Source organism: Streptomyces flaveolus (assembly GCF_000716535.1).
Classification (GTDB): Bacteria; Actinomycetota; Actinomycetes; order Streptomycetales; family Streptomycetaceae; genus Streptomyces; species Streptomyces flaveolus_A.
The window spans coordinates 1-12,868 of sequence record NZ_JNWV01000020.1; the positions used below are offsets into that span (position 1 = coordinate 1).

The following is a 12,868-nucleotide window of genomic DNA, read 5'->3' on the forward strand; positions in this document are numbered from 1 at the left end:
GCTGGTGATCGGTGGGAGGGGTGGGCGGCCGGCGGTCGGTGGGCGGGCGCGGCTGGCGGTCGGTGGGCGGGGGCGAATCGCGGTCGATGGGCAGGCAGGGCCCAGGCTGCGGCCAGTGGGCAGGGACCGGGCGGGGCTGGTGGGCGGGGCTCGGGGCGCTGAGCCGGGTCGCGGAACCGTATGCCGGCGTTGGATCGCGGGTCCATGAGCAGGGGCCGGATCGCGGGCCAGGGGCAGTGACCGGGCGCGCTGGTAGGCACTCGGGGGCGCCGGGCCGGGTCGCGCGACCGTATGCCGGAGCCGGACCGCGCATCCGCAGGCAGGGGCCGGGTCGCGGAACCGTCTGCCGAAGCCGGATCGCGCGTCCGCAGGCAGGGGCCGGATCGCGGACCAGGGGCAGTGACCGGGCGCGGCTGGGCACTCGGGGGCGCCGGGCCGAGCCGCGGAACCGTCTGCCGGAGCCGGACCGCGCATCCGCAGGCAGGGGCAGGATCGCGGACCAGGGGTAGTGACCGGGCGCGGCTGGGCGCTCGCGGGCGCCGGGCCGGGTCGCGGAACCTGCCGGAGCCGGGGCCGGATCGCGGGCCCGCAGGGATGGCCGGCCGGGCACGGACGTGGCGGAGCTCGCGGGCGCCGGGTCGGGTCGCGCGACCGTATGCCGGAGCCGGATCGCGGGCTCCGTGGGCAGGTGCCCGGGTTTGCGGGCCGGGCAAGGGGGCCGGGCTCAGGGCGCCGGGCGCCGGGCGCCGAGTTATGGACCGGTGATCCGGGCCTTGTTTGGTCCTGGTCACCGGGCCAAGGGCCGGGCAGGGTGGTGGTCCCGATCACCGAGGAGGTCCCGTTGAGCGTTTCGTCGAACCCGGCTGCCCGAGCGGTGGTGGCGTGACCGTGCGATTCCGGCATGCCGACCCGGTCCGGGCCGCCTTCCCCGAGCTGTCCGCCGGCGCGCTGTACGCCGCCGGCGTCGGCTCACCCATGGAGACCGGGCCACGTGCCGCCGCGTACACCGCCCGGGCCGCGGCACGCCTGGCGGGGGCCACCGAGGGAGAGTTCCCCGAGGTGCTGGCCTGGCGGCGGGCCTTCGCCCGGATGGGGCTGAAGCCGACGCAGTACCGGTCCGCCTCCGAGTCGCTGCTGCGCCGATTGCGGAAGGAGGGGGCGCTCCCGCGCATCCATCCACTGGTGGACCTGTGCAACGCGATCTCGGTGGCGTACGCGGTTCCGGTGGCCGTCCTCAACGTCGACCGGATCGCCGGGCCCCTGCTGGAGGTGCGCCCGGCCCTGGGAGACGAGACGTACACGGCGTTCGGCGGCGCCGTCGAGCATCCGGCGCCCGGCGAGGTGACCTTCGTCGACTCCGCGGGCCGGGCCCACGCCCGCCGCTGGACCCACCGGCAGAGCGGCCACTCGGCGGTCGGCGCGCACACCGGGCGGGTGCTGGTGGTGACGGAGGCGATGCACGAGGGCGGCGCGGAGACCGTGGCCGAAGTGCTGAAGACGGTCGAGGAGGAGGTGGCGGCGCACTGGGGGGCCACCACGGCGACGACCGTGCTCACTCCGGCCGCCCCGGAGTTCGTCTTCGGCGGCTGACCGGCCGAGGGGCAGTATGGGCGGGGTGGTGGACGAGGCGCGGGACACGGTGGAGGTGCCGGGGCGTGGCTCGGACTTCCTGCAACTGGCGGTCACCGACGTGCCCGCCGGCGGGAAGGCGGAGTGGCTGGCCGGACGGCTCAGGCAGGCCATAGCCGACGGCCGGCTGGCGGTGGGCAGCAGACTGCCGCCGACCCGGGTGCTCGCGGCGGAACTGCGCGTGTCGCGGGGCGTGGTGACCGAGGCGTACCGACGCCTCGCCGAGGACGGCCAGGTGGCGGGCCGCCGACGCGGAGGCACGGTGGTGGTGGCGGTGCCGTTCACCACCACGCCGCCGGCTCCGGGCGACGGCCCCGGAGAAGGGGGAGGGGGCGTGCCTGCCGCGGGCGGCGCGGGTCGGCACGAGTCGCCGGGTGGGGGTGAGGCACGCGCAGACGACCCGACCATGCCTCCGCGGTCGCCTCGGCAACCGGGCCCACCAGCACCGCCGATGCGGCGCGTCGGCGGGCCAGGAGGGCCGTACGCCGATCGAGGAACCCGCGGGCCCGACCGCCCGTACACCGGTCGACACGACGACGGGTCCGCTGTCCCGGGCGCCGGTCAAGGCACCTCCGGATCCCGTTGGTCGTACCCCGTTCAAGCCACCGATGAGGCCGGTCCTCCGTACGCCGATCGGCGAGTCAGCGGGTCCACCAGTCCCCACCCCGGGCAAGACACCGCCCGATCCCCCGGGCCGTATCCCGCTCAAGCCACCGATGAGCGGGGTCGGCCGCACGGCGGTCCACACGTCAGCGGGTCCACCGGTCCCCACGCCGGGCAAGACACCCCCCGATCCCCCGGGCCATTCCCCCGCCAAGGCGCCGGTGGGCTGTTCGGCGGGGAACCCGGCGCGGACGTCTTCGACGCGTTGCGGGCCGCGCCGGCCGCTGTCGACTTCACGCCCGGCCGGCCCGACCTCACCACCTTTCCCCGGGCCGCCTGGCTGCGGGCGGAGCGGGCGGTGCTCGCCGAGTTGTCCGCCGAGGAGCTCGGCTACGGCGACCCGCGCGGCGCGCCCCGGCTGCGGCGGGCCGTCGCCGACTGGCTCGCGCGGGTGCGGGGTGTGCGCGTGGAGCCGGACGCGGTGCTGATCGTCGCGGGCACCGCGCAGGCGCTCACCCTGCTGCACCCGGTGCTGCGGGCGGACGGCGTCGACGCGGTCGCGGTGGAGGATCCCGGCTCGCTCGGGGCCCGCCAGCACCTGCGGAACGGGGGTCTGGCCACCCCGCCGGTGCCGGTCGACGAGGAGGGCGTACGGGTCGACGCGCTGCGCGCGACCGGCGCCCGGGCCGTCCTGCTCACGCCCGCCCATCAGTTCCCCACCGGCGTGGTGACCAGCGGCGAACGCCGGCGGGAGCTGCTGGAGTGGGCGCGGGACGGCGGACTGATCCTGGAGGACGACTACGACGCGGAGCACCGTTACGACCGGCCCCCGGTCCCGGCGCTGCGCGCGCTGCTGGCCGACCGGGTCTGCTACCTGGGCAGCGTGTCGAAACTGCTCGCGCCGGCGCTGCGGATCGGCTGGCTGGTGGCACCGGCGCCGTACCGCGCGTCGCTGGTCGACGCCAAACGCTTCAACGACCTGGGCAACGCGGTGCTGCCGCAGCTCGTGCTCGCCCGGCTGATGGAGTCCGGTGAACTGGAGCGGCACCTGCGGCTGCTGCGCGGGCGTCACCGCAGGCGCCGGGACGCGATGATCGCCGCCCTGGCCGAGCATCTGCCGGGGGTGCGGGTGCACGGGGCCGCGGCGGGCCTGCATCTGACGGTGACGTACGCCTCGCACGTGCCGGACACCGAGTTCGCCGCGGCGGCGCTCGCGCGCGGTGTGAAGTGCCAGCCGCTGTCCTGGCACCGGCAGTCGCCCGGCCCGCCCGGTCTGGTCCTCGGTTACGCGGCCACCCCGCCGGGTGTCGTGGCGGAGGGCGTGGCGTTGCTCGGCAGGACCCTGCGTGAGCTGGCCTGATACTGCCTGAGCCGGCCTGACAGAGGCTGGGCCGGGCGCCGGCGGGGTCTCAGGTCGCCGGTTCGCGATGCGACGCCAGTGCCCAGAGCACGAAGACGTCGATCGCCAGCAGGATCAGCGACCAGACGGGCGCGTAGGGCAGGAACAGGAACTGCGAGATGAGGCTGAGCGCGACGAGGACCAGACCGACGATGCGGGCCCAGGCCATGCCCATGAGCAGTCCGATGCCGGTGGCCAGGACCAGGGCGCCGATGACGATGTGGATGACGCCCCAGCCGGTGAGGTTCATCTTGTAGATGTAGGTGCCTATGCGGAAGTAGACGGCGTCCCCGGCGACCGCGGCGATCCCCTGGAAGAGGGCGAGGAGGCCGCCGCACATCATGAGGACTCCGGCGAACGTGACGCCGCCGGTCGCCCAGCTGCCGCCTCGGGCGCCGGGCTGCCGCGGCGGCCACGCGCCGCCCGAGCTGGTCGGTCCGGTGGGCTGCGCTGCCTGGCTCATGAACGTGTCCTTTCTGCCTCCCCGTTCGACCGGAACCCGCGCGCTCGCATGGAGCACGTGGGCACTCCGAGCGTTGGCCAGGCAGCCGCCGGGCGCACCAAGGGGTACGCCGTTCGGGTGACCCGCGTCGATCCGCGCCGGGTCGGCCGGCGGTGGCGTCCGTCAGCCGACCTGCCGGGCGAACGCCTCGTACGCCCGTTCGTCGAAGAGCACGAAGCGTGCCTCCTCCACCGCCGTCGGCGTGTTCCGGACCGTCTCCACGGCGATGCGGGCCGCGTCCTCCATCGGCCACCGGTAGACGCCGGTGGAGACGGCGGGGAAGGCGACGGTCCGGGCGCCGAGTTCGTCGGCGACGCGCAGGGACTCGCGGTAGCAGGAGGCCAGCAGATGCGAGCGGTCCTCCTCGGCCGAGTACACCGGACCGACGGTGTGGATCACCCAGCGGGCGTCCAGTCCGCCCGCCGTGGTGGCGACCGCCTGGCCCGTGGGGAGGCCCTTTCCGTACCGGGAGGCACGCAGGGCGCGGCACTCCTCAAGGATGGCGGGGCCGCCCCGGCGGTGGATCGCGCCGTCCACGCCTCCGCCGCCGAGCAGGGAGGAGTTCGCCGCGTTGACGATGGCGTCGGCGTGCTGCCGGGTGATGTCGCCCTGGACGAGGGTGATGGTGGTCATGTCTGCCTCAGCCGGTAGCGGTCATGTCCGCCCCGGTCGGCGGCGCTCATGCCTGCCTCAGTCTCCGCCAGACGGCCTTGGCCGCGTTGTGTCCGGACATGCCGTGGACGCCGGGCCCGGGCGGGGTGGCCGAGGAGCAGATGAAGACGGCCGGGTGGGGGGTGTGGTACGGGAACAGGGTCGGCTTGGGGCGCAGCAGCAGTTGGAGTCCGGAGGCCGCGCCGCAGGCGATGTCGCCGCCGACGTAGTTGGCGTTGCGGGCGGCCATCTCGGCGGGTCCGGCGGTGGCGCGGGCGAGCACGCGGTCGCGGAATCCGGGGGCGAACCGCTCGAGCTGGCGTTCTATGGCGTCGGTGAGGTCGCCGGACCAGCCGTTCGGCACATGGCCGTAGGCCCAGAAGACGTGCTTGCCCTCGGGGGCGCGGGTGGGGTCGACCAGACTGGGCTGCACGGTGATCATGAACGGTCTGTCGGGGGCGCGGCCCTCGCGGGAGGCAGCGCGCAGGGCGGTGCCGATCTCGGCGTGGCTCGCGCCGATCTGGACGGTGCCGGCGGTGCGGGCCTCGGGCGCGGTCCAGGGCACGGGACCGTCCAGCGCGTAGTCGATCTTGAAGACGCTGGGGCCGTAGCGGTAACGCGCGTAGTGGTCGCCGAAGCCCGCGATCCGGGCGAGCGCGGCGGGCGAGGTGTCGAAGACGTACGCGCGCGCGGGCGGCAGGTCGTCGAGGCGCTTGACCTCGTAGTCGGTGTGCACGGCGCCGCCGAGGTCGGTCAGGTAGGCGGCGAGGGCGTCGGAGATGGCCTGGGAGCCGCCGCGGGGCACCGGCCAGCCGCGGGCGTGGGCGGAGAGGGCGAAGACGAGTCCGATGGCGCTGGTGGCCAGGCCGTTCAGCGGTGCCATCACATGGCCGACCAGGCCGGCGAACAGGGTCTTGAACCGCTCGTCCTTGAAGCGGCGCATCAGCCAGGTGGACGGCGGGAGCCCGGCCAGGCCGAAGCGGGCCAGGGTGACCGGGTCGCGGGGCAGCGCGGTCAGCGGCAGGGACATGAAGTCCCGGACGAGGGTGTCCCAGTGGGCGAGGAGCGGCTCGACCAGTCTGCGGTACGCGCCCGCGTCGCGCGGTCCGAAGGAGGCGGCGGTCTCGGCGACCGAGCGGGACAGCACGGCCGCGGTGCCGTCCGGGAACGGGTGGGCCATGGGCAGCGGGGCGTGCAGCCACTCGAGGCCGTACCGGTCGAGCGGCAGGGCGCGGAACGCCGGGGAGTTGATGCCGAGGGGGTGCGCGGCCGAGCACGGGTCGTGCCGGAAGCCGGGGAGGGTCAGCTCCTCGGTGCGGGCGCCGCCGCCGACGGTGGGCTTCGCCTCGAACAGGGCCACGGAGAAGCCGCGGCGGGCCAGCTCCACGGCTGCGGTCAGTCCGTTCGGTCCCGCACCCACCACGACCGCATCGAGCATCGACGGCACCTTCGGACCCCTTCGTCAGCCGATGGCCATTCGGGATCAGGATATGCCGGGGGTCTGACACTCCCCCGGGCCGGGTGGCCCCGGGGGGTCAGGACGCGGTGCGCAGCAGGTCCGCCACGCGGCGGGCGGTGGCGGCGTCCCGGGCGGCGGTGAACGGCAGGGCGTTGCCGCCGGTCACGCGGAACGGCTCGCCGGTCAGGGTGAGGTGCGTGCCGCCCGCCTCCTCGACCAGGAGCAGACCGGCCGCGTGGTCCCAGGCGGCCTCCCAGGAGAACGCGACGGCGTCCAACTCGCCCCGGGCCACGGCGAGATACTCCAGGCCCGCGGAGCCGCACGCGCGCGGGGCGAAGCCGTCGGTCCACAGGGGGCGCAGGGCGCGCTTCTGCTCGTCGGTGGTGTAGTCCGGGTGGGAGGTGGCGACCACGAGGTCCCGGCCGGGGGCGGGCGGGCCGGCGAACAGCCGCTCGCCGTCGAGGAAGGCGCCCCGGCCGCGGACGGCGGTGGCGAACTGGTCGCGCGCCGCCGCGTAGGTCCAGGAGGCGATCACGGTGCCCCGCTGGACGAGCGCCACCAGCGTGCAGAAGCCGTCGTCGCCGTGCACGAACTGACGGGTGCCGTCGACCGGGTCGACGATCCACACCGGTACGTCGTCCTGGAGCGCCCGGTACACCGCCGGGTCGGCGTGCACCGCCTCCTCGCCGACGACCACCGAGCCGGGCAGCAGGGTGCCGAGGTCCTCGGTGAGCCGCAGTTCGGCGAGGCGGTCGGCGTCCGTCACCAGGTCGTGGGGGCCGCTCTTCTGGTCGACCTCGTCCGCGGCGAGGTGGCGGAAGCGGGGCAGGATCTCGGCCGCGGCGGCCTTGCGGACCGCTTCCTCCACGTCGGCCGAGCAGCGGGCGAGAAACTCGTCGATGGTTTCCGTCTCTTCGATCATGCCCCCCATGAGAGCACGCCCCACTGACAATCCCCGCCCACGTTCGGTGTACCCGGGGTGGAATCGGGGTGAAGAGCGGGGATCGGCGGCTCCGGCCGGGCCGGGCCGGCCGTCAGCGGCCGACGGCGTACCCCTGCATGCCGCGCGGATTGGCCGCCGCCGACAGGACGCCGGTCTCCGGGTCCCGGGCCACCGCGCACAGCCGCCCCTCGGACCAGGCGGGGCCGACGGTGACGTCGTGGCCGCGCCGCAGCAGCTCCTCGATCACCCCGGGGTCCATGCGGGACTCCACGGTCACGCCGCCGGGGTGCCGGCCGCGCGGGTGGAAGGATCCGGGGTGGTTGTCGTTGTGCCAGTTGGGGGCGTCGACGGCGCCCTGGAGGTCGAGGCCGCCCCGGACGGGGGCGCGCAGCGCGGCGGCCAGGAAGAAGTGCAGTTGCCACTGGTCCTGCTGGTCGCCGCCGGGCGTGCCGAACGCCATGACCGGCACGCCGTCGCGCAGCGCGAGGGACGGGGTGAGGGTGGTGCGGGGGCGGCGGCCGGGGGTGAGAGAGCCGGGGAGGCCCTCTTCCAGCCAGGTCATCTGCAGTCGGGTGCCGAGCGGGAAGCCCAGCTCGGGGACGACGGGGTTGGACTGGAGCCAGCCGCCGCTGGGCGTGGCCGCGATCATGTTGCCCCAGCGGTCGACGACGTCCAGGTGGCAGGTGTCGCCGCGGGTCGTGCCGTCGGCGGCGACCTCGGGCTCCCCGGGCAGCGTCGCGACGGTCGGTTCGCCGGCGCCCATCGGGTCGAAGCCGTGCTCCGCGCCGGACGGCACGCGCGCGTGTGCCCGTGCGGGCAGCCGCGGGGTACGGCCGCCGGGGCTGCCGGGGCGCAGCTCGTGGTCCGCGTCGTCGCCGACGAGGGCCCGCCGGGCCGCGTTGTACTCGTCCGACAGCAGGTCCGTGAGGGGCACCTCGGCGGCGTCCCCGTACCAGGCCTCGCGGTCGGCCATGGCGAGCTTGCAGCCCTCGATCAGCAGGTGGACGTAGTCGGCGGAGCCGTAGGCGGGCAGCTCGGGCGGGAGCAGGGCGAGCTGCTGGAGCAGCACCGGGCCCTGGCTCCAGGGGCCGGCCTTGCACACCGTCCAGCCGTTCCAGTCGTACGTCACCGGTGTCTCGTAGGTCGCCGACCAGCCGGCGAGGTCGGCCTCGGTGAGGGTGCCGGTGTGCCGCTCGCCGCTGGTGTCCAGGGTGGGCCGCTCGGACTGCCGTACCAGGGCCTCGGCGATGAAGCCGGAGCGCCACACCTCGCGCGCGGCGTCGATCCGGGCCTCCCGCCCGCCCGCGCCGGCGGTCTCGGCCAGCAGCCGCTTCCAGGTGGCGGCCAGGGCGGGGTTGCGCAGGAGCGTGCCGGGGCGGGGCGGCCGGCCGGACGGCAGGTACAGCTCCGCCGACGAGGTCCACTCGGTCTCGAACAGCCGCCGTACGCTCTCGACGGTGAGGCCGACGTTCTCCACGGGCGCGTGCCCGTGTTCGGCGTAGCCGATGGCGTACTTCAGGACGTCGTCCAGGGACTTGGTGCCGTGGTCGCGCAGGAGCAGCAGCCAGGCGTCGAAGGCACCGGGCACGGCGGCGGCGAGCGGTCCGGTGCCCGGTACGAGGTCCAGCCCGAGTCCCCGGTAGTGGGCCACCGTCGCGCCCGCCGGGGCCACGCCCTGCCCGCACAGCACGCGCACCGCGCCGCCCGCAGGGGCGAGCAGGATCGGCACCTCGCCGGCCGGCCCGTTGAGGTGCGGCTCCACGACGTGCAGCACGAACGCCCCGGCCACGGCCGCGTCGAACGCGTTGCCCCCGTCCTCCAGCACCGCCATCGCCGACTGGGAGGCGAGCCAGTGGGTGGAGGACACCATGCCGAAGGTGCCCTGGAGTGTGGGGCGGGTCGTGAACTGCATCTCTCACCTCGGTGTCCGGCGCGTCGGTGGCCATATCCAACATCAAAACCGTCCGTGAGGAGTCCGGGAAGAGCGAGCACACCCCTAGATAGTTCTTGATTAAACATTCCACTATCGCTACGGTGGTGTCACCGCTACGACGGGGCCCCTGACCACACCTGGGAGCCCACGCGCGGCTGAATTGTGTATCAATCAATCCGGAAAGGCATCGTCCCCATGGACCTGCACCTCGAGAACAAGGTCGTCATCGTCACCGGCGCCAGCAAGGGCATCGGTCTCGCCATCGCCCGCTCCTTCGCCCAGGAGGGCGCCCGCGTGGTGGCGGGTGCCCGCACCCCGGGCGAGCATCTCGCCGAGCTCGGCGAGCGGCACGGCGTCCTCTCCGTCGCGGTCGACCTGAACACGGCCGACGGCGCCGGGACGCTCGTCGACGCGGCGGTCGCACGCTTCGGCACCGTGGACGTGCTCGTCAACAACGTCGGCTCCGTCTCTCCGCGCCTCGGCGGTTTCCTCTCGGTCAGCGACGACGACTGGCTGCACACGATCAACGCCAACCTCTTCAGCGCCGTCCGGGCGAGCCGGGCAGCCCTCCCCCACCTCCTGGACAGCCGCGGCGCGATCGTCAACATCGGCTCCGTGAACGCGATCCTGCCCGATCCGAGCATCGTCGACTACGCCGCCTCCAAGGCCGCACTGGCCAGTTTCGCCAAGTCGCTCTCCAAGGAGGTCGGCCCCCAGGGCGTGCGGGTCAACACCATCAGCCCGGGTCCGGTGGAAACCGACATCTGGCTGGCCGAAGGAGGCATGGCCGACACCGTGGCACAGGCCATGGGCGTCGACCGCGAGGCGGCGCGCGAGGCCATCGTCACCGGCCTTGGAGGTCTCGCCACGGGCCGCTTCACCCGCCCCGCCGAGGTGGCCGACCTGGCCCTCCTGCTCGCCAGCGACCGCACCGCCAACGTCACGGGCGCCGATTTCACCATCGACGGCGGATTGATCAAGACGTTGTGAGCCGCCGGCGGTTCACCGCCGGACGGCGCCCGACCGCGATCTCCGTTCACCGTTCACCACCGACGTACCAGGGACGACCATGGCCGAGCCCACCCCGTCCGCCCCGAGCCCCCGTCAGGTCGCCGAGTCGTTGTACGCGGCCCTGCTCCGCTCCGACCGCGAAGCCCTCGCGGCCATCGCTTCGCCGGACATCCGGATCCATGTGACCGAGGATCTCGCCTACGGCGGCGACTACTCCGGACTCCCCGGATTCGCCGCGTTCGTCGAGGACAGGCCGATCACCGCCGCGATCCAGGGAACCGCCGGTCAGGACTGAGGGCGGCCGCTGCCACCCCGGCGGGCCGAGATCGATCTTTATCGGTCAATCCATAAATTGTTACGCTGGGCACCATGGCACGTCTGCGCGAGTTCGACACGGACCTGGCGCTGGAGCGCGCCATGAACCTGTTCTGGCGCCAGGGGTACAACGGCACACCCCTCCAGCAGCTCACAGCCGAGCTGGGCATCGGCAGCGGAAGCCTGTACGCCGCCTTCGGTTCCAAGGAGGGCCTCTACGCCCGCGCCCTGGAGCGGTACTGCAGCGGCCAGGCGTCGGCCCTGGTGGAACAGCTGGAGTCCTCCTCCGATATTCGTGCGACCTTGCGGGAGGCGCTGCTCGCCATGGCGGAAGCCGACCTGGCGGATCCCGAACGCGGCTGCCTGCTGGTCAACGCGGCAACCGAACGCTCGGCGCACGAAGCGACGGTCGAGCGGGTGAAGTCGACGATGGCCGCCGTCGAGTCCGCCTTGACCGGGGTGCTCGAGCGCGCTCAGGCGCGCGGAGAGCTGGACCCGGGGCAGAGCCCCGCCGAGCTCGCGCGCTTCCTCACCACCTTCGTCCAGGGACTGCGGGTGATGGGGAAGGCCCGCGCCGACCGGGCCTTCCTCGAGAGCGCCGTGTCCGGTGCGCTGAAGGTCCTGGACTGAGGTCCTTGATCCCGGGAGCCCTGCGCGTCCTGGACTCCACGCCGGCGCCGGTCCGCACCCGCGACTCCCCGAGACGCGCGTTCCGGTATCGCCCCGCACGCCGCCCGGGTGCCGTTCCGGACGGCGTGCCTCACGGTCTCGCGGCGTGCAGGATCGCGGCCGACGCGGCGATCCGGTCGAGGAAGTACAGCGCCGTGACGCACAGCGCGATCCAGGCAGACAGCACCAGGATGCCGCTGGTCAGTCCGTCGTGGTGGAAGTAGGCGATCCCGTCCAGCGCGCGGACGCCGACGCCCGCGGGCATCACCGAGGCGAGGGGCCTCAGCCAGCCCGGCAGGAACTCTGGCGGCAGCACCCCGCCGCTCGTGGCGTTCCCCATGACCAGCATGAAGATCGACGCCAGCGGAACCCCGGCGGGGCCGAAGACACGGATCAGGAGCACGGTGGCCGCCGCTACGGCCCCCGCCATCAGGACCACCAGTCCGGCGATGCCCAGGAAGGGGCCGGGTATGGCACCGAAGGCCGTACTCGCGATCAACGTGGCCGCCAGCCCCCCGACGACCGCGAACAGCGTCAGACTGCACAGGCGTTGCCCGAAGGACAGGCGCGGTGCCACTTGGTAGGTCATCTGGCCGAAGAGGAAACCCGCCAGCACGAGCCCGAAGGACGCGTAGAAAACCGAGAGACCCCGGCTGTCCCCCCGCGACAGGGGGAGGATGTCGGTCACGGGCAGCTTCTGCTCCGCGGTGTGGCAGGCGGGGGCGCACAGACTGCCGAGGGGTGCCACCAGCGCGGACACGGCGGGGCCGTTGGCGCCCGCGTACACGATGCCGGGCTTGCCGCCGTCGGCCAGCAGCGCGGCGTACGCGTGGCGGTGCTCGACCGCCCGGCGGGCCGAGGCGTCGTCCGGGTACCGGTCGACCTGGAAAGCGTCCGGCGAGACGCGCTGCAGCCGGACGTCGAAGAGTGCCGCGGTCTTGTCGGACGCGGCGACGGCGACCGGCAGTCGGTGCGCCTGGGGGGTATGGAAGGCGGCGAGGAAGACGCTGACGAAGACCAGACCGATGGTCAGCACGGTGATCACGGGCTTGAGCACCGCCTTCCGACCGGTCAGACCCGGGCGCTCGGGTGGCGCGTCCGTCTGCGGACCTGGGTGGTGACGGTGCCGACCCGGCCCCGGGGGTATGTCGGCGGGATGACTTCGACTGGTGGACGCGGTAGTGGACATGGTCCCTCGACACTCGCTGTATAAGGTAGCTTATATAAGCTAACAGATACGTCGGAGGCGTCGATGACGATGAAGGACCCCGGCGAGCGCGTCGGCTATCTGATCTGGCAGCTCTCGCAGGCATACGTCCAGCGCCTGGACCAGGCACTGCGCCCGCTCAAGCTGACCCAGGCACAGTTCAGCGCCCTCGTCCGGTTGAGCCGGGACGGGGCCCTGTCCAGCGCCGAGCTCGCCCGCCGCTGCGGCATCACCGCGCAGTCCATGGGCACGGCACTGCGGGGCCTGGTGGAACGCGGCCTGGTCGAACGGCGGGCCCATCCCACCCACGGAAAGATCGTCGAGATGTCCGTCACGGCCGCCGGCGTGGAACTCGCACTGCGGGCCGAAGCCGCTGTCGAACCGTGCGAACAGGAGGCTCTGGAGCCGTTCCCGCCCCACGAACAGGAACAGGTCCGCGCGTACCTCCGGCGCATGCTCGGCGCCCTCAACCCCCAGGCGCTCGGACCGGCCGGCGAGCAGACGCACGACGGACACGAGTAGCCCGAAGGGCGAAGGCAGGAGTGGG

11 protein-coding genes and 2 pseudogenes are annotated in these 12,868 nt (G+C 73.8%); 7 read left to right on the forward strand and 6 right to left on the reverse strand.

The genetic code is table 11. From position 1 onward, the window contains the following. Positions 1-882: 882 nt before the first annotated feature. From OO52_RS21650 to OO52_RS21655, 3 genes and pseudogenes are all read left to right on the forward strand, one after another. Positions 883-1,590, forward strand: coding sequence for a B3/B4 domain-containing protein (locus OO52_RS21650; RefSeq protein WP_234339870.1), 708 nt, complete (start codon positions 883-885; stop codon positions 1,588-1,590). Positions 1,591-1,606: 16 nt separating this feature from the next. After that, positions 1,607-1,933: pseudogene (locus tag OO52_RS47590) on the forward strand (GntR family transcriptional regulator); the annotation flags it as partial. 528 nt (positions 1,934-2,461) lie between these two features. Further along, positions 2,462-3,592 (forward strand): annotated as a pseudogene (locus OO52_RS21655) (PLP-dependent aminotransferase family protein); the annotation flags it as partial. 49 nt (positions 3,593-3,641) lie between these two features. Here the strand turns inward: OO52_RS21655 and OO52_RS21660 are convergent. The 5 genes from OO52_RS21660 to OO52_RS21680 all read right to left on the reverse strand — a co-directional run bounded on the left by OO52_RS21660 (position 3,642) and on the right by OO52_RS21680 (position 9,098). Beyond that, positions 3,642-4,094 (reverse strand): DUF7144 family membrane protein, encoded by a 453-nt coding sequence (locus OO52_RS21660; RefSeq protein WP_030645285.1) that lies wholly within the window; start codon positions 4,092-4,094, stop codon positions 3,642-3,644. A 162-nt stretch (positions 4,095-4,256) separates the two neighbouring features. After that, positions 4,257-4,766 carry an O-acetyl-ADP-ribose deacetylase gene (locus OO52_RS21665; RefSeq protein WP_030645287.1) on the reverse strand — a complete coding sequence of 170 codons (510 nt, stop codon included), beginning with the start codon at positions 4,764-4,766 and terminating at the stop codon, positions 4,257-4,259. A gap of 46 nt (positions 4,767-4,812) precedes the next feature. After that, positions 4,813-6,231 (reverse strand): phytoene desaturase family protein, encoded by a 1,419-nt coding sequence (locus OO52_RS21670; RefSeq protein WP_199820012.1) that lies wholly within the window; start codon positions 6,229-6,231, stop codon positions 4,813-4,815. A gap of 88 nt (positions 6,232-6,319) precedes the next feature. Then, on the reverse strand, positions 6,320-7,165 hold the full coding sequence (locus tag OO52_RS21675) for an inositol monophosphatase family protein (RefSeq protein WP_030645291.1): 846 nt from the start codon (positions 7,163-7,165) through the stop codon (positions 6,320-6,322). Between the two features lie 112 nt (positions 7,166-7,277). Beyond that, entirely contained in the window at positions 7,278-9,098 is a 1,821-nt protein-coding gene (locus tag OO52_RS21680) for a gamma-glutamyltransferase family protein (RefSeq protein ID WP_030645293.1), read from the reverse strand. 216 nt (positions 9,099-9,314) lie between these two features. Between OO52_RS21680 and OO52_RS21685 the strand changes: the two genes are divergently transcribed. The 3 genes from OO52_RS21685 to OO52_RS21695 all read left to right on the forward strand — a co-directional run bounded on the left by OO52_RS21685 (position 9,315) and on the right by OO52_RS21695 (position 11,075). Then, positions 9,315-10,109 (forward strand): oxidoreductase, encoded by a 795-nt coding sequence (locus OO52_RS21685; RefSeq protein WP_030645295.1) that lies wholly within the window; start codon positions 9,315-9,317, stop codon positions 10,107-10,109. Between the two features lie 79 nt (positions 10,110-10,188). Next, entirely contained in the window at positions 10,189-10,425 is a 237-nt protein-coding gene (locus OO52_RS21690) for a hypothetical protein (RefSeq protein ID WP_030645297.1), read from the forward strand. A 74-nt stretch (positions 10,426-10,499) separates the two neighbouring features. After that, positions 10,500-11,075 (forward strand): TetR/AcrR family transcriptional regulator, encoded by a 576-nt coding sequence (locus OO52_RS21695; RefSeq protein WP_030645299.1) that lies wholly within the window; start codon positions 10,500-10,502, stop codon positions 11,073-11,075. Between the two features lie 130 nt (positions 11,076-11,205). Here the strand turns inward: OO52_RS21695 and OO52_RS21700 are convergent, their stop codons facing one another. Next, positions 11,206-12,171, reverse strand: coding sequence for an ABC transporter permease (locus OO52_RS21700; protein ID WP_051816355.1), 966 nt, complete (start codon positions 12,169-12,171; stop codon positions 11,206-11,208). A gap of 195 nt (positions 12,172-12,366) precedes the next feature. Between OO52_RS21700 and OO52_RS21705 the strand changes: the two genes are divergently transcribed. Further along, positions 12,367-12,843, forward strand: a complete 477-nt coding sequence (locus OO52_RS21705; RefSeq protein ID WP_048910674.1) for a MarR family winged helix-turn-helix transcriptional regulator — start codon at positions 12,367-12,369, stop codon at positions 12,841-12,843. Positions 12,844-12,868 lie beyond the last annotated feature (25 nt).

Excerpts from the sequence above, each read along its gene's own strand:
- OO52_RS21690 (WP_030645297.1), top strand. The coding sequence starts at position 10,189 with ATGGCCGAGCCCACCCCGTCCGCCCCGAGCCCCCGTCAGGTCGCCGAG.
- OO52_RS21705 (WP_048910674.1), top strand. The coding sequence starts at position 12,367 with ATGACGATGAAGGACCCCGGCGAGCGCGTCGGCTATCTGATCTGGCAG.
- OO52_RS21675 (WP_030645291.1), bottom strand. The coding sequence starts at position 7,165 with ATGATCGAAGAGACGGAAACCATCGACGAGTTTCTCGCCCGCTGCTCG.
- OO52_RS21665 (WP_030645287.1), bottom strand. The coding sequence starts at position 4,766 with ATGACCACCATCACCCTCGTCCAGGGCGACATCACCCGGCAGCACGCC.
- OO52_RS21660 (WP_030645285.1), bottom strand. The coding sequence starts at position 4,094 with ATGAGCCAGGCAGCGCAGCCCACCGGACCGACCAGCTCGGGCGGCGCG.
- OO52_RS21695 (WP_030645299.1), top strand. The coding sequence starts at position 10,500 with ATGGCACGTCTGCGCGAGTTCGACACGGACCTGGCGCTGGAGCGCGCC.
- OO52_RS21685 (WP_030645295.1), top strand. The coding sequence starts at position 9,315 with ATGGACCTGCACCTCGAGAACAAGGTCGTCATCGTCACCGGCGCCAGC.
- OO52_RS21680 (WP_030645293.1), bottom strand. The coding sequence starts at position 9,098 with ATGCAGTTCACGACCCGCCCCACACTCCAGGGCACCTTCGGCATGGTG.